Raw genomic sequence first — 14,855 nt, forward strand, 5'->3', positions numbered from 1 at the left:
ACCTTAAGGGTCACCTGACCCATCAATGGTAAAAATAGGAGAACGCCAAATGGCAGTCCTCATCGACGAAAATACCAAAGTGATCTGTCAGGGCTTTACCGGCTCGCAGGGCACATTCCACTCTGAACAGGCCATCGCCTATGGCACCAAGATGGTCGGCGGCGTGACCCCCGGCAAAGGCGGGATGACCCACCTTGACCTGCCCGTGTTCAACTCGGTCCACGAGGCCAAGCACGTGACCGAAGCCAACGCATCGGTGATCTATGTGCCGCCGCCGTTTGCGGCGGACTCGATCCTCGAAGCGATTGATGCCGAGATGGAAGTGATCGTCTGCATCACCGAAGGCATCCCGGTTCTGGACATGATGAAGGTCAAGCGCGCTCTGGAAGGCTCAAGCTCGCGCCTGATCGGGCCGAACTGCCCCGGTGTGATCACGCCCGACGCCTGCAAGATCGGCATCATGCCCGGCCACATTCACAAACGCGGCTCGGTCGGTGTTGTGTCGCGGTCTGGTACGCTGACCTATGAGGCCGTCAAACAGACCACCGATGTGGGTCTGGGCCAATCCACTTGTGTCGGCATCGGCGGCGACCCGATCAAAGGAACCGAGCATATCGACGTGCTGGAATGGTTCCTGGCCGATGACGAGACCCACTCGATCATCATGATCGGTGAGATCGGTGGTTCTGCCGAGGAAGAAGCCGCGCAGTTCCTGGCGGATGAGGCCAAGAAGGGCCGCTCGAAACCCACCGCCGGCTTTATCGCAGGCCGCACGGCCCCTCCGGGCCGCCGCATGGGCCACGCGGGCGCGATTGTCGCCGGTGGCAAGGGCGGTGCCGAGGACAAAATCGAAGCCATGCGCGCAGCCGGTATCGTCGTGGCCGAAAGCCCGGCGCAGCTGGGTGAGGCTGTGTTGGAAGCGATCGGGTAAGTGATTGCTCTCCGGGCATACGCTCTGAGGGCTACGCCCGAAAAGAGGGTGGGCGAAAAACGCCCGCCCTTCTCGCCTTTGGCGTATTTTTGGTCTCTGCTTTTAGCAGTAACTTTAGCATTCTCTGCATCAGAGCAAGCCGAAGCAAAAGTTTGTAGCGTTCTTATCGGCTGGACAAGCGAGGGACAATTCATCCGGGACGAGGCTTGCGAGACTCACTACATCGCCAAAGAAAGAGGGTTTTCCGAACTCAAATTGTCCGGAAGCCAGAAGTACCAGTTTCGCTTTCGAGCAAGTAAAGACTCCACCAAGGATGTGATCGTGAAACGCGTTGGTTATGTTTGCGGATTGGTTGGCAGCGACAGCGCTGTTTTCACTGCCAATCGAGGTACGCGGAACGCTCTTATCGTATCTTTTTCCTGTAATGGAATAGTTGGGTGATTGACCAGATATGACCTTCTCCGACGCCATCCGCACCTGCTTCGCCAAGTTCTTCACCTTCTCGGGTCGCGCCTCGCGGTCTGAATATTGGTTCTTTTTCCTGTTCATCATGATCTGGAGCATCATCGCCGGGATTATCGACGCGCAGTTCTTCACGCAAGTCGCTGTGACTGAAACCGAGACGTCCAGATCCGTGTCCGTCACGTCTTCGCAGCCTGTGCAGGGTATTGTTGGTCTAATCGTGTTCTTCCCGCATCTGGCCGTCGCCTGGCGGCGGATGCATGATACCGGGCGCAGCGGGCTGTATGCGCTACTGCCGATCCTGCTGTTCTTTGGCGCCGGGGCTGTACTGGTCTTTGGCATCGGTCTCGCCTCGCATTTCCAGCATGGTGGCAATCTGGACATCCTCTTCACCCGCGCCACGCTGTTGATCGTCATTCCGACATTTATCGTTCTGTTTGTGTCGCCCCTCCTGGTCCTATGGTGGCTGACCCGCCCCAGCCAGCCAGGCACCAACCAATACGGTCCCAATCCTTCAGAGGTCCCTCAATGAACCTGCTGAGCGTAAACTCTATACAAGCGGCCCCTGTGGCCAGAAAGGCCATCTGACATGGTTTTGGTTTGCCATGAGCACAAATTCATCTATCTCAAGACGACGAAGACCGCGGGAACCTCTACCGAGATAGCGCTTCAGCCTTTATGCGAAGAACCCGGTCTTCCGCGGCTTGAAAATGGGCAAATCCGCGTATCGAAATACGGTATTGTCGGTGCTCGTGGGAAAACTGCAGGTTTGGTCCGGCCAAAATGGCAGTTCTGGCGCAAATACGCATGGCGCAACCATATGCCTGCGAAACAGGTTCGAGCCAATCTTGGGGCAAAGACCTTTGATTCCTATACAAAGATCGCCAATGTGCGGAATCCTTTCGATCGTGCTGTATCCGACTACCACTTTCGGAAACATCAGCAAGGATTGCCCTCGGAAGACCCGCAGACCGAAATTGCTCAGTTCAAAGAGTTCATCCGGTCAAAGGCCTGGGGCAATAACTGGGAGATAGTCTCGATCAACAACAAGCTGATCGTGGACAAGTTCGTCCGCAAGGAAAACCTGCAGTCAGATCTGAAAGAGATTTATCGCTCCTTTGGGCTGCCGGAAGACAGCTTTGAATTGCCGCACGAAAAGTCGATGGCCGAACGACGAAAAGGCATTCCAGTGCCCGATTATTTCGACGCAGATACGATAGACATCGTTCGACGAAGAATGACCTGGGTATTCGAGGCCGGAAACTACCCCGAAGATCCGCAAGACTAAATCCTACCAAATCCGAAATCGCATTTGAGGTCCTACAATGACCGAACATTCGCCCAACTCTGCCTTCCACGCCTCAAGCTTTATGCAGGGGCATAATGCCGAATATCTGGAGCAGCTCTACGCCCAGTATACCAAGAACCCCGGCGCGGTGGATGCCGCCTGGGCCGAGTTCTTCAAGGCCATGGGCGACGCCTCGCCTGATGTCCAGCGCGAGGCCGAGGGGCCTTCGTGGGCGCGGTCCGACTGGCCGCCGATGCCGACGGATGATCTGACCGGTGCGTTGACTGGCGAATGGGCCGAGATCGACGCCAAGGCGGCGGGCAAGAAGATCAAGGAAAAAGCCGCCGACAAAGGTGTTGCCGTCAGCGAAGACCAGATTAAGCGCGCAGTTCTGGACAGTCTGCGGGCGCTGATGCTGATCCGAGCCTATCGTATTCGGGGTCATCTGGCCGCCGATCTGGACCCTTTGGGCATGCGGGCTGCCAGCACGCATCCGGAATTGGACCCCAAGACTTATGGGTTTACCGATGCCGATATGGATCGCCCGATCTTTATCGACAACGTGCTGGGCCTGCAGATGGCCAGCATGCGCCAGATCGTCGAGATCGTGAAACGCACCTATTGCGGCACCTTCGCGCTGCAATACATGCATATTTCGAACCCGGAAGAGGCTGCCTGGCTGAAGGAACGGATCGAAGGCTATGGCAAGGAAATCGCGTTCACCAAAGAGGGCCGCAAGGCCATCCTGAACAAGATGGTCGAGGCCGAAGGGTTCGAAAAGTTCCTGCACGTGAAATACATGGGCACCAAGCGCTTTGGTCTGGACGGCGGCGAAGCACTGATCCCCGCGATGGAACAGATCATCAAACGCGGCGGGGCCCTAGGCCTAAGCGATATTGTCATCGGCATGCCACACCGCGGACGTCTGAACATTCTAGCGAATGTAATGGCCAAGCCATACCGCGCCATCTTTAACGAATTCCAGGGGGGCAGCTTCAAGCCTGAGGACGTGGATGGCTCGGGCGATGTAAAATACCACCTAGGCGCCTCAAGCGACCGCGAATTTGACGGCAACAGCGTACACCTGTCATTGACCGCTAACCCAAGCCACCTTGAGGCGGTGAACCCTGTTGTTCTGGGCAAGGTCCGCGCCAAGCAGGATCAGTTGAACGACACCGACCGGACCAGAGTCATGGCCATTCTACTGCATGGCGATGCGGCCTTTGCCGGTCAGGGTGTCGTTGCCGAAGGATTCGGCTTGTCCGGCCTGCGCGGTCACAGGACCGGCGGCACCATGCATATCGTGGTGAACAACCAGATCGGCTTTACAACCGCACCGCATTTCTCGCGCTCCAGCCCTTATCCCACGGATATCGCACTGATGGTTGAAGCCCCGATCTTCCACGTGAATGGCGACGACCCCGAGGCGGTGGTACACGCAGCCAAGGTTGCGACCGAGTTTCGCCAGAAGTTCCACAAGGACGTGGTCCTGGATATATTCTGCTATCGCCGGTTCGGGCATAACGAGGGCGACGAGCCCATGTTCACCAACCCGATCATGTACAAGAAGATCAAGACCCATAAGACCACGCTGTCACTATACACGGAACGGCTGGTCAAGGACGGGTTGATCCCCGAAGGCGAGATCGAAGATATGAAAGCCGCCTTCCAGGCCCATCTGAATGATGAGTTCGAAGCCGGCAAAGACTATAAGCCCAACAAGGCCGACTGGCTGGACGGGCGTTGGGCGCATCTGGATAAGAACAAAGACGAATATGTTCGCGGCGATACTGCGATTGCACCAGAAACCCTGGCCGAGGTTGGCGCATCGCTAACCCGGGCCCCCGAGGGATTTGCACTCCATAAAACTGTCGGCCGCCTGCTGGACCACAAAAAGCAGATGTTCGAAACCGGCAAAGGCTTTGACTGGGCCACGGGTGAGGCGCTGGCCTTTGGGTCATTGCTGACCGAAGGCTATCCAGTTCGCCTGTCGGGACAGGACGCAACGCGCGGTACGTTCAGCCAGCGCCATTCCGGCTTTATCAATCAGGAAACTGAAGAGCGGTACTATCCACTGAACAACATCCGGGCTGGTCAATCACAATATGAGGTGATCGACTCGATGCTGTCGGAATACGCGGTTCTGGGCTTTGAATACGGCTTTTCCCTGGCTGAACCCAACGCTCTGACCCTGTGGGAGGCGCAATTCGGCGATTTCGCCAACGGTGCGCAGATCATGTTCGATCAGTTCATCAGCTCGGGCGAAAGCAAATGGCTGCGCATGTCCGGTCTGGTGACCCTGCTGCCGCACGGGTTCGAAGGGCAAGGGCCTGAACACTCGTCCTCGCGTCTGGAACGTTTTCTGCAGATGTGTGGTCAGGACAACTGGATCGTGGCCAACTGCACGACGCCTGCGAACTACTTCCACATCCTGCGCCGTCAGCTGCACAGAACCTTCCGCAAGCCTCTGATCCTGGTGACACCGAAATCGCTGCTGCGCCACAAGCTGGCGATCAGCACGGCCGAGGATTTCACCACCGGCTCCAGCTTCCACCGGGTGCTGTGGGATGACGCGCAAAAGGGTAACTCGGACACAACCCTGGTCAAGGATGACAAAATCAAACGGGTCGTGATGTGTTCCGGCAAGGTCTATTTCGACCTGCTGGAAGAGCGTGACGCGCGCGGGATCGACGATGTCTATCTGATGCGGATCGAACAGTACTATCCGTTCCCCGCGCATTCGCTGATCAATGAACTGGAACGGTTCAAGGGAGCCGAAATCATCTGGTGTCAGGAAGAGCCCAAGAACCAGGGTGCATGGTCCTTTATCGAACCCAATATCGAATGGGTCCTGACCCGGATTGGCGCCAAGAATACCCGCCCGGTCTATGTCGGCCGCGCCACCTCGGCCTCACCTGCGACAGGTCTGGCCAGCCAACATAAAGCCCAACAAGAAGCGCTGGTGAACGAAGCGCTGAGCATTGAAGGAAAGTAATGATGTCCATTGAAGTTCGTGTTCCCACGCTGGGCGAATCCGTTACCGAAGCCACCGTCGCCACCTGGTTCAAGAAGCCCGGTGACGCGGTCGCCGTCGATGAAATGCTGTGCGAGCTTGAGACCGACAAGGTCACGGTCGAGGTCCCCTCGCCAGCCGCTGGCGTGATGGGTGAGGTTGTCGCCGCCGAAGGCGAAACCGTTGGTGTTGATGCCCTGCTGGCGACAATCGTCGCCGGAGAAGGCGCCGCCCCAGCCGCCGCGCCTGCGCCTGCCGCAGCACCGGCAGCCTCGGGCGGCAGCGTTGATGTGATGGTGCCCACGCTGGGCGAATCCGTGACCGAAGCGACGGTCTCGACCTGGTTCAAACAGGTCGGTGACAGCGTCGCACAGGACGAGATGCTGTGTGAGCTGGAAACCGACAAGGTCTCGGTCGAGGTTCCCGCCCCTGCGGCGGGTGTTTTGGCAGAAATCGTTGCCCCTGAAGGCGCAACTGTAGACGCCGCAGCCAAGCTGGCGGTGATCTCGGGTTCAGCAGCAGGGGCGGCCGCCGCTCCGGTCGTAGCCGCTCCGGCGAGCGGCGGGGATTCCGTTGGTGGCAAGGACGTCGCCAATGCGCCTTCGGCCCAAAAAGCCATGGCCGAGGCTGGCCTGTCCGCTGATCAGGTCACCGGCACCGGTCGCGACGGTCGTATCATGAAAGAAGACGTAGCCAAGGCAGTCGCCGCCCCGGCGGCCGCAGCGGCGGCACCTGCACCAGCGGCCCAAGCACCACGCGCACCCGTTGCCGCACAGGATGCCAGCCGCGAGGAACGCGTGCGCATGACCCGTCTGCGCCAGACCATCGCCAAGCGCCTGAAAGACAGCCAGAACACCGCCGCCATGCTGACCACCTATAACGAGGTGGACATGACAGAGGTGATGGCCCTGCGTAACCAGTACAAGGACCAGTTCGAGAAGAAGCACGGCGTCCGTCTGGGCTTTATGTCCTTCTTCACCAAGGCCTGCTGTCATGCACTGAAAGAAGTGCCCGAAGTGAATGCCGAGATTGATGGCACCGACATTGTCTATAAGAACTTTGTGCATATGGGTGTCGCCGCAGGCACGCCGACCGGTCTTGTTGTTCCGGTCATCCGTGATGCAGATTCGATGTCATTTGCCGCGATCGAAAAGGCAATCGCCGAAAAGGGCAGGCGCGCCCGTGACGGCAAGCTGAGCATGGAAGAGATGCAGGGCGGCACCTTCACCATCTCGAACGGCGGCGTCTATGGCTCGCTGATGTCCTCGCCGATCCTGAACCCGCCGCAGTCGGGTATTCTTGGTATGCACAAGATTCAGGACCGTCCGATGGCCATCAACGGTGAGGTCAAGATCCGCCCGATGATGTATCTGGCTCTGTCCTATGACCACCGGATCGTGGACGGCAAAGGTGCTGTGACCTTCCTAGTGCGCGTGAAAGAGGCACTGGAAGATCCACGCCGCTTGCTGATGGATCTATGACCATGGCAACTCATGTTCTCTGGCAGGCTGACGTTGCTGATTTTGATGTCTGGCTGAAAGTGTTTCGCGAAGACAAGCCAATGCGGGAGGCCGCGGGTATCCGCGACCTCCACATCTGGAAAGACCCCGATCAGCGTGATCATGCGGTTGCAATGTTTGAGGTGGTTGATCTTGAAAAGGCCCTGAGTTTCTTTGATTCCGAGGAATTGGCCATGCATCACGAACGTGGCGGGATCGCGCATATTCAGGTGAAGCTTCTGACGCCAGTTTAAACCGATTTATCGCATCCGTTCCTAGTGCCGAGGAAACAAGCTGAATGACCACGGAATTGACCGTCTTGTCGCTGGCAGCCCTTCTTTGGGTCGCTCAATTTGTCGCCTATTTGATCTCTGGCCACGGTAAGGTCGATGTGCTGCACGCGTTGGGGCCACGTGATACCCCGTTTGACAAGCCTGCTGCAATGGGACGTCTGCACCGGGCGCTTAGCAACCATTCCGAAGGGTTGGTTTTGTTCGCTATCGCATCTTTGGTCATTACGACCTCGGGGCAATCCAGCGCTTTTACTGCCGCCTGTAGTTGGGTCTACCTGATCGCACGCGCTTCCTATGTTCCGGCCTATGCATTTGGCTGGACACCATGGCGTACGGTGATCTGGATGATCGGGCTGCTGGCGACCACTGCAATGCTGTTGGCAGCTGTGTTTTGATTCGAGCTGCCGCATAGATTATTCAATGGGGGTGCATTGCGCAGACAAGCGTATCCGACCCCACCAAATACAAGGACCGGACAAATGGCAAACTATGACGTCATCGTAATCGGAGCAGGCCCCGGCGGCTATGTCTGCGCCATCCGCTGCGCGCAGCTGGGGTTGAAAACCGCCGTGGTCGAAGGGCGTGAGACGCTGGGCGGCACTTGCCTCAACGTGGGCTGCATTCCGTCCAAGGCGCTGTTGCATGCCAGCCATCAGCTGCACGAGGCCGAGCATAACTTTGCCAAGATGGGCCTCAAGGGCAAAAGCCCTTCGGTCGATTGGAAGCAGATGCAGGCCTATAAGGACGAAGTCATTGACGGCAACACCAAGGGCATCGAATTCCTGTTCAAGAAGAACAAGATCGACTGGCTGAAAGGCTGGGGTTCAATCCCGGCCGCTGGGCAGGTCAAGGTGGGTGACGAGGTGCATGAAGCCAAGAACATCATCATCGCGTCCGGGTCCGAGCCTTCCGCGCTGCCTGGTGTCGAAGTGGATGAAAATGTCGTCGTGACCTCAACCGGCGCGCTGGCGCTGGGCAAGATTCCGAAAAAGATGGTCGTCATCGGCGCAGGTGTGATCGGACTTGAACTAGGCTCGGTCTACAGCCGTCTGGGCGCCGAAGTGACAGTTATCGAATTCCTCAAGGAAATCACCCCGGGCATGGACCCTGAGGTTCAGAAAACCTTCCAGCGCATCCTCAAGAAACAGGGCCTGAACTTTGTCATGGGTGCTGCGGTGCAAAAGGCCGAAGCCACCAAGACCAAGGCCAAGGTAACTTATAAGCTGCTGAAGGATGACAGCGAGCATGTGATTGACGCCGATACCGTCCTTGTCGCTACTGGGCGCAAACCGTTCTCGGATGGTTTGGGGCTGGACGCTTTGGGTGTTGAAATGACACCCCGCGGTCAGATCAAGGTAGGCGCCGATTGGCAGACTAATGTGCCGGGCGTCTATGCCATCGGCGACGTGACTGAAGGCCCGATGCTGGCGCATAAGGCCGAAGACGAGGGCATGGCCGCCGCCGAACAGGTTGCGGGCAAGCATGGGCATGTGAACTATGGCGTCATTCCGGGCGTGATCTACACCTGGCCCGAGGTCGCCAATGTCGGAGAGACCGAGGCGACGCTCAAAGAACAGGGCCGTGCCTATAAGGTCGGAAAGTTCATGTTCATGGGCAATGGCCGCGCCAAGGCGAACTTTGCCTCGGATGGTTTCGTCAAGATTCTGGCAGACAAGGAAACCGACCGCATTCTGGGTGCGCATATCATTGGCCCGGCTGCGGGTGATTTGATTCACGAGGTCTGCGTGGCGATGGAATTCGGCGCCTCGGCCGAAGATCTGGCGCTGACCTGTCACGCGCATCCGACATATTCCGAAGCGGTGCGTGAGGCGGCCCTGGCCTGCGGTGACGGGCCAATTCACAGCTAAAAAAAGGACCCCGGTGACTAGGTCGCCGGGGTCAACCATGCATCGAGATAGACCCTCAACCGGTCGGTAAAACCGGTCGAGGCGTGCAAGGCGCAGAACTTAAGGGACATGGCCTGAATGGCAAAGGCCTGAACACCTTCGGCCAACAGCTCGGTCGGAATGTCCTGTCGGACATCCGCAGCGTCAAGCCACATCATCACCACACGAAAGTAGCGCTCAAAGCAATATGCGATTGGTCCGATATCGGCGATAGCCGTCGCCCCCGAATATCTTATCAACAAGTCAAAGACATACCGTTCGGATGTCATGAAGCTGTGAACCGGCTGCAGGGCGGTCATGATATCATTCACCGATTTGGGCGCTGTCCCAGCCTCGGCCTGATCGAGGCAGGCATTCAGCCGATCTGCGATCAGAAGCTCCATCAAGGCATCCTTGTCGCGAAAATGCGCGAAGAACGTCCCTTTGGCGACGCCAGCGCTCTGGACGACCTCTTCTACCCTCAGCGCCTCGTATCCGCTGTTTTCAATGAGCGCCTCGGCAGCCGCCAAAAGCCGGGCCCGAGTTTTGAGAGTTCGTTTCTGGGGTGGTTTTTGCATATGGTTTGCTCGCATGTTTTCTGACCATGGTCAAATTTTTATTGACCGCGGTCATTTTCTGATTCTATAAGTGACCATGGTCATTTTTAGGAGAGCCCCATGCAACCGAAGAAAATACTCGTCCTCGACGGACACCCCGCCGATAGCAGCCTGTCGCGGACCTTTGCTGAAACTTATGCCGACGCCGCCCGAGGCAAGGGACATGACGTACGTCTAGTCCATCTGAGTGAGATGCAGTTCGACTTTGATTTTGGCCAGGGCAATTATCACGATTTCAAACCGCTAGAACCGGTTCTTGAGCAGGTATTGCAAGATTTCGAATGGAGCGAGCATCTGGTCTTGACCACACCAATGTGGTGGGGCGGATTGCCCGCAAAACTCAAAGGTCTGATCGACCGGATGTTCATCCCCGGACGCACCTTTGACACGCGAAACACCACTAAGATTGGATTGCCCGCCCCGATGCTGAGCGGACGCACCGCGCGCGTCATTCTGACATCAGATACGCCGGGTTGGTTCATGCGCCTGATCTATCGCCAGGCCCTGATCCGCCAGGTACGCGATCAGATATTGGGATTTGTTGGCTTCAAGCCGACCCGGTTCACCTATTTTGCCGGGGCAAGTTATCCCAAACCGGGTCACGTGGACCGCTGGGTCAGCAAGATCGCCAAGATCGGAGCCGCCGCGGCTTGAGGGCGTTTGCGTCACTATGCCCAGCCGAAACCACCGCCAAGGCGTTGGCGGACACAGGCGATCAGCGGATCACGTCAGGCCGGCAACCACCTCAGATGCTCGCTATTTGACCGAATGGCGACTGGCGGCATCTGCATCGGGCGCTTGGTAAGACGATGGGCGCCGTTTCTTTTTCAGAATACGCCACGCATCTCTGAACGGCAGGAAATAGAGCTTCATGCAGGTGTCCATCTCGTGACCCTTGTCCTTCTCGGTCACGCCGAATTTCACGTCCCTGTTATCCTCGGGCATGATGTAGGTGCCGAACAACACATCCCAGAACGGAAACATGAAGGCGAAGTTTTTGTCCAGATGGTCCGGGTGGCAACTGTGATGCACGTGGTGATGCGCAGGCGAGGGAAAAACTTTCGACCACACACCCGGCCAACGCAACCAGATATGGGAATGTCGCAGATTATAGCCTCCGACATTGAACAAGAACATCAGCACCGGCACGCCCAGCAATGCCGGCATGTTCGGCTGGTACCCTAACAGTCGAAACGCAAACCCGGTTACTGCGCCGGCACCAAACCCAATCGCAACATTGTAGAGGATATTGTCTATCGGATGTTCGCGAAAATTCGACAACGGGTGCATCACCTCGGCGCTGTGATGAACTTTGTGAAATTGCCACAACAGCGGGACCTTATGCTGCAGGTAATGGGCTGCGTAGCCGATGAAATCCATAATCAGGAATAGAATGAGCATGTAGGTGAAGGTAGCCAAAGCCCCCAACCAGCCAACCAAGGGCTCTGCCCGGGGTGAGTTATTGGGGTCAAGCCCACCGCTTGCCCATTGATAGGACAAGGCGGCTGATCCGGTCAGCAGACCCAATATCAGGAAATGCCCGATCAGTTTGTGGAAAAAGAAATAGCGGATATCGAGCCATGCCGAAGGGTGGTCCCAGACCTTGCGGGGAAACAGAAACCCCAGAAAGCTGCTCTCTCCGTCTACATGTGACGCGTTTCTGCGCTTCACGGCATAGATGGCGAAGGCAATCAGCAGAGAACTGCCGACATAGACATAGAAAATCCGGTTCGTGGGATCCAAAGGAGACGTAAACACATAGCGGGCGTGGTTCAGGAAAGAATCCCAAACTGAACTAAGCTGCTCCATTGACGGCTCCTGTATTCTGTATTTGCCTCACGGTTATCTACTTACTTACCCGTGTGACGATTCTTTGACCAAACCTTGATAAGTAAACAGGCTACCACATCGTTTTTGCGGCGCGTTGCCCCCAGGCCTCATCATATTGCGTGCCACCTTCCTCGCCGTCTGACGCTTCGGCCAGGATTTCACCCATTGTCGGCAATATGGCGGCTTCGTCCCCGCTGCTCCAAGTCCGCGCACGCATCAGCGCACGGGCACACTGAGTGTAGACCTCTGCAATGTCGATGACGATCACGGTGGCCGGAAGCCTGCCTTGTTTTTCGAACCGGGTACGAAGGTCTTGGTCCGCTGTCAGTCGGGCCGACCCGTTGACGCGCACAACATTGTTCGACCCGGGGACCATGAACATCAATGACACACGCGGATCGCGCACGATATTGCGCAAGCTGTCCAGCCGGTTGTTCCCGCGCCAGTCGGGCATCGCCAATGTCTTTGGATCCAGTTCCAGAATCACCGGACCATCATCGCCACGTGGGCTGCCATCGACCCCTTCGGGCCCAACCGTACTGAGTACGCATAGCCGCGAAGCCATGACCCATTGCCGGTACAGAGGCGTCAACCGGTGCGCTACTTTACGCAATGATGGGGCGCCCGGTGCGCTGTAATGTCCCTCGAGCGTTTCGATATCGTCAATGAACTGCATCAGGATCAAACCCCACTTCTGTCATCAAAGCGTTCGAGCGCGTCTCGATCACGTCTTCCAATCGGTCCAGAAAGCGCGCACGTTCGACGCCGGGTTCGATCGGATCAAGGAAGTCGACGATCGCAAGGCCGGGTTTGCGCATCACGCCGCTTCGGGGCCAGAACACTCCGGCATTTGTTGCAACAGGTACGCAAGGGATTCCCAAGCCTTCGTACAGGACGGCAGTTCCAACCTTATACGGTTTGTGAACGCCTGGCGCGACACGGGTGCCCTGCGGATAGATCACCAACTGGCCAGGTTCTGTAAATTCCTTCGCCACATCCTGGACCATCTTGGCCACAGCGGCGCCCTTCTTGCCGCGATTGACCGGGATGCACCCTAGGCGGCTTGCGTAAAGCCCAATGACTGGCGTCCACAGCAATTCGCGCTTCATAATGAACTTGCCATGAGGAATCGCGCTAAAGATCATGATGATATCGAGGAAAGACTGGTGTTTGGCCCCGATGACCACCTCGTCCACTGGCACAGTCCCGCGAATTTCGCATCGAATACCAACCATCCAACGCGCCAGCCACATGGTTGTGCGCGCATAGGTCTTGCATGCATGCAGCGCTCCGCGCTTTGCAAACATGGCGTAAGGAGCAAACACGAGGCCAAGGACCAGCATCCACATGTAGATCACGATCATGAAGACCAGTGAGCGGATCCATTGAATTGGAGTGGCCATTACGAAAGCTCCTTCAATTTGCGGTTTGCCGCAGTCCATGTGGCTAGAAAGGCCACCGCAGCACCCAGTACCGGGATGAGGGCTGGCAACAGCCACCCTGCCCCCTGAAAGCCCAGGCCCGTCAGAAAGCCGCCCTCGTCCGACGATGCCTCGGGCAGCAACAACACACCTGTCATTCCGAACAGCACACCAACCATCGCGCCAAAAAATGCGCGGTAGGTGAAGCGGCGAACAAACGCATTGGCAATAAATCGATCCCGGGCCCCGACAAGACGCAGCACCTCGATAATCTGCGCGTTGGCTGCCAGCGACGCATTGGCCGCCAATGTGATCATGGCGGCGGTCGCTCCGCCAATCAGAAGGATTGAGACCCAGCCAAGCCTCCGGAGCGAGCGGGCCGCATCAACCAAAGGTTCGCGCCAGCGCGAGTGGTCGTCCAGTACGGCTCCGGGCACCTCGGCCCCAAGACGCAGGCGCAATCCTGCTGCATCCAGACCAGGCTCACCTTCGACAATTTCGATCAGCTGCGGCACGGGCAGCGTGTCCAGTGGCAAATCCGGGCCGAACCAGGGCGACAACAGCGCAATCTGCTCCTCGATGGTCAACGCCCGGGCAGAGGCGACACCGGGTGTTTGCGACAGCACCGTCAGCGCGGTTTCAGTCTGGGCGGCCATCTGGTCGGCCGGGGCATTGATCCGCACCGTGGCAGCGCCGGCAAGTTCGCTTGCCCAGCGGTCTGCCACTCGCCCCGACGCCAATGACAGAGCCAGCGCGAACACCGCAAGAAAGCCCATCGCACCGGACACGAACAGTGTGAGATGTGCAGTATAGCCAGTGGGCGGAACAACCCGATCGGTACGACCATCACGTTTCAACAGGTTGCGGAAGGTTTCCACGTTCATAGATCCGCCCCCGCCAGTTGAATTTGGCGCTGCGAGATGCGCAAAACACGCGCCTGCACCTGGCTTTTCGCCGCACGGATCAGGCTAAGATCATGGGTCGCAATCAAGACTGTCTTGCCCATCTTGTTCAACTCGACCAGCAGGCGCAAAAGGCGCTGAGACATTTCCCAATCCACATTGCCCGTCGGCTCATCGGCCAGCACGACATCCGGCGACAGCATCACCGCACGGGCCAGCGCCGCACGCTGGCGTTCACCGCCTGACAGCTCTGGTGGCAGCGCGTCAAGACGCGCACCCAGCCCGACCCAGTTTAACAGATCTGACAGATCTGTTTGCTCGGCAATTTCCGCCTTACCGGATACCATCAACGGCAAAGCGACATTCTCGGCCAAAGTCATGTGATCCAGAAACCGGCAATCCTGATGCACCACACCTATCCGGCGGCGCATCAGGGCCATCTGATCGCGGTTAAGGCGGGCGATATCCTGATCGAACACGCTCAGCCTTCCCGATGTGGGCAGCAATGCGCCATAGCAGAGCTTTAGCAGGGTTGTTTTGCCAGCACCGGACGGCCCGGTCAGGAAATGAAACGACCCCGGTTGAAGCTTAAGCGATACGTCGCTCAGCAATTCACCTCCACCATAGGTGTAGCTGACATGGTCCAGCTCGATCACGGGGGCCCCCAATTTTTGTGCCGCTCTTCTTGCCCCAGCGCGGTTCAGGTTTCAATG

General features: G+C 57.5%; 16 protein-coding genes. 10 read left to right on the forward strand and 6 right to left on the reverse strand.

What is annotated here, in order from left to right:
- Positions 1–49 precede the first annotated feature (49 nt).
- The 9 genes from sucD (at position 50) to lpdA (ending at position 9,354) form a co-directional block, all read left to right on the forward strand.
- Positions 50–931: a succinate--CoA ligase subunit alpha gene (gene sucD, locus AC2FH2_RS06065; RefSeq protein ID WP_142635472.1), complete on the forward strand. Its 882-nt coding sequence runs from the start codon at positions 50–52 to the stop codon at positions 929–931.
- Positions 932–979: 48 nt separating this feature from the next.
- Positions 980–1,372 carry a hypothetical protein gene (locus tag AC2FH2_RS06070; RefSeq protein WP_282021640.1) on the forward strand — a complete coding sequence of 131 codons (393 nt, stop codon included), beginning with the start codon at positions 980–982 and terminating at the stop codon, positions 1,370–1,372.
- A gap of 10 nt (positions 1,373–1,382) precedes the next feature.
- Complete coding sequence (locus tag AC2FH2_RS06075) at positions 1,383–1,925, forward strand: DUF805 domain-containing protein (RefSeq protein ID WP_142635955.1); 543 nt, start codon at positions 1,383–1,385, stop codon at positions 1,923–1,925.
- Positions 1,926–1,982: 57 nt separating this feature from the next.
- A complete protein-coding gene (locus AC2FH2_RS06080) occupies positions 1,983–2,681 on the forward strand; it encodes a sulfotransferase family 2 domain-containing protein (RefSeq protein ID WP_496751742.1) in 699 nt (232 codons plus the stop codon).
- Between the two features lie 37 nt (positions 2,682–2,718).
- Positions 2,719–5,676: a 2-oxoglutarate dehydrogenase E1 component gene (locus AC2FH2_RS06085; protein ID WP_271948442.1), complete on the forward strand. Its 2,958-nt coding sequence runs from the start codon at positions 2,719–2,721 to the stop codon at positions 5,674–5,676.
- Positions 5,677–5,678: 2 nt separating this feature from the next.
- The gene (odhB, locus tag AC2FH2_RS06090) at positions 5,679–7,175 is read left to right on the forward strand and encodes a 2-oxoglutarate dehydrogenase complex dihydrolipoyllysine-residue succinyltransferase (RefSeq protein ID WP_496823145.1); all 1,497 of its coding nucleotides are present in this window, start codon (positions 5,679–5,681) and stop codon (positions 7,173–7,175) included.
- Positions 7,172–7,447 carry a hypothetical protein gene (locus tag AC2FH2_RS06095; protein ID WP_281972553.1) on the forward strand — a complete coding sequence of 92 codons (276 nt, stop codon included), beginning with the start codon at positions 7,172–7,174 and terminating at the stop codon, positions 7,445–7,447. The genes odhB and AC2FH2_RS06095 overlap by 4 nt, the downstream gene beginning before the upstream one ends.
- A gap of 44 nt (positions 7,448–7,491) precedes the next feature.
- On the forward strand, positions 7,492–7,881 hold the full coding sequence (locus tag AC2FH2_RS06100) for an MAPEG family protein (RefSeq protein WP_496691803.1): 390 nt from the start codon (positions 7,492–7,494) through the stop codon (positions 7,879–7,881).
- Positions 7,882–7,965: 84 nt separating this feature from the next.
- Positions 7,966–9,354: a dihydrolipoyl dehydrogenase gene (lpdA, locus tag AC2FH2_RS06105; RefSeq protein WP_496688997.1), complete on the forward strand. Its 1,389-nt coding sequence runs from the start codon at positions 7,966–7,968 to the stop codon at positions 9,352–9,354.
- A gap of 17 nt (positions 9,355–9,371) precedes the next feature.
- On the opposite strand, the gene AC2FH2_RS06110 is transcribed toward lpdA, so the two are convergent.
- The gene (locus tag AC2FH2_RS06110) at positions 9,372–9,950 is read right to left on the reverse strand and encodes a TetR/AcrR family transcriptional regulator (RefSeq protein ID WP_142635458.1); all 579 of its coding nucleotides are present in this window, start codon (positions 9,948–9,950) and stop codon (positions 9,372–9,374) included.
- A 99-nt stretch (positions 9,951–10,049) separates the two neighbouring features.
- Here AC2FH2_RS06110 and AC2FH2_RS06115 point away from each other — a divergent pair, with 99 nt between their 5' ends.
- Positions 10,050–10,643 carry an NAD(P)H-dependent oxidoreductase gene (locus AC2FH2_RS06115; RefSeq protein WP_142635456.1) on the forward strand — a complete coding sequence of 198 codons (594 nt, stop codon included), beginning with the start codon at positions 10,050–10,052 and terminating at the stop codon, positions 10,641–10,643.
- Positions 10,644–10,745: 102 nt separating this feature from the next.
- On the opposite strand, the gene AC2FH2_RS06120 is transcribed toward AC2FH2_RS06115, so the two are convergent.
- From AC2FH2_RS06120 to AC2FH2_RS06140, 5 genes are all read right to left on the reverse strand, one after another.
- A complete protein-coding gene (locus AC2FH2_RS06120; RefSeq protein WP_496823146.1) occupies positions 10,746–11,798 on the reverse strand; it encodes a sterol desaturase family protein in 1,053 nt (350 codons plus the stop codon).
- A 91-nt stretch (positions 11,799–11,889) separates the two neighbouring features.
- The gene (locus AC2FH2_RS06125) at positions 11,890–12,495 is read right to left on the reverse strand and encodes a pyridoxamine 5'-phosphate oxidase family protein (protein ID WP_281995226.1); all 606 of its coding nucleotides are present in this window, start codon (positions 12,493–12,495) and stop codon (positions 11,890–11,892) included.
- A complete protein-coding gene (locus AC2FH2_RS06130) occupies positions 12,482–13,222 on the reverse strand; it encodes a lysophospholipid acyltransferase family protein (protein ID WP_496693568.1) in 741 nt (246 codons plus the stop codon). The genes AC2FH2_RS06125 and AC2FH2_RS06130 overlap by 14 nt, the downstream gene beginning before the upstream one ends.
- The gene (locus tag AC2FH2_RS06135; protein WP_496823147.1) at positions 13,222–14,124 is read right to left on the reverse strand and encodes a cell division protein FtsX; all 903 of its coding nucleotides are present in this window, start codon (positions 14,122–14,124) and stop codon (positions 13,222–13,224) included. The genes AC2FH2_RS06130 and AC2FH2_RS06135 overlap by 1 nt, the downstream gene beginning before the upstream one ends.
- Positions 14,121–14,798 carry a cell division ATP-binding protein FtsE gene (locus AC2FH2_RS06140; protein ID WP_142635446.1) on the reverse strand — a complete coding sequence of 226 codons (678 nt, stop codon included), beginning with the start codon at positions 14,796–14,798 and terminating at the stop codon, positions 14,121–14,123. The genes AC2FH2_RS06135 and AC2FH2_RS06140 overlap by 4 nt, the downstream gene beginning before the upstream one ends.
- Between the last annotated feature and the right edge of the window lie 57 nt (positions 14,799–14,855).

The sequence above is a fragment of the Ruegeria sp. YTSA105 genome, assembly GCF_059610225.1.

Bases quoted from the DNA above. Each gene is read 5' to 3' on its own strand.
- AC2FH2_RS06085 (WP_271948442.1), top strand. From the start codon at position 2,719: ATGACCGAACATTCGCCCAACTCTGCCTTCCACGCCTCAAGCTTTATG.
- AC2FH2_RS06075 (WP_142635955.1), top strand. From the start codon at position 1,383: ATGACCTTCTCCGACGCCATCCGCACCTGCTTCGCCAAGTTCTTCACC.
- AC2FH2_RS06110 (WP_142635458.1), bottom strand. From the start codon at position 9,950: ATGCAAAAACCACCCCAGAAACGAACTCTCAAAACTCGGGCCCGGCTT.
- AC2FH2_RS06115 (WP_142635456.1), top strand. From the start codon at position 10,050: ATGCAACCGAAGAAAATACTCGTCCTCGACGGACACCCCGCCGATAGC.
- odhB (WP_496823145.1), top strand. From the start codon at position 5,679: ATGTCCATTGAAGTTCGTGTTCCCACGCTGGGCGAATCCGTTACCGAA.
- AC2FH2_RS06095 (WP_281972553.1), top strand. From the start codon at position 7,172: ATGACCATGGCAACTCATGTTCTCTGGCAGGCTGACGTTGCTGATTTT.
- AC2FH2_RS06135 (WP_496823147.1), bottom strand. From the start codon at position 14,124: ATGAACGTGGAAACCTTCCGCAACCTGTTGAAACGTGATGGTCGTACC.
- lpdA (WP_496688997.1), top strand. From the start codon at position 7,966: ATGGCAAACTATGACGTCATCGTAATCGGAGCAGGCCCCGGCGGCTAT.
- AC2FH2_RS06120 (WP_496823146.1), bottom strand. From the start codon at position 11,798: ATGGAGCAGCTTAGTTCAGTTTGGGATTCTTTCCTGAACCACGCCCGC.
- AC2FH2_RS06125 (WP_281995226.1), bottom strand. From the start codon at position 12,495: ATGCAGTTCATTGACGATATCGAAACGCTCGAGGGACATTACAGCGCA.
- AC2FH2_RS06080 (WP_496751742.1), top strand. From the start codon at position 1,983: ATGGTTTTGGTTTGCCATGAGCACAAATTCATCTATCTCAAGACGACG.
- AC2FH2_RS06100 (WP_496691803.1), top strand. From the start codon at position 7,492: ATGACCACGGAATTGACCGTCTTGTCGCTGGCAGCCCTTCTTTGGGTC.
- AC2FH2_RS06130 (WP_496693568.1), bottom strand. From the start codon at position 13,222: ATGGCCACTCCAATTCAATGGATCCGCTCACTGGTCTTCATGATCGTG.
- sucD (WP_142635472.1), top strand. From the start codon at position 50: ATGGCAGTCCTCATCGACGAAAATACCAAAGTGATCTGTCAGGGCTTT.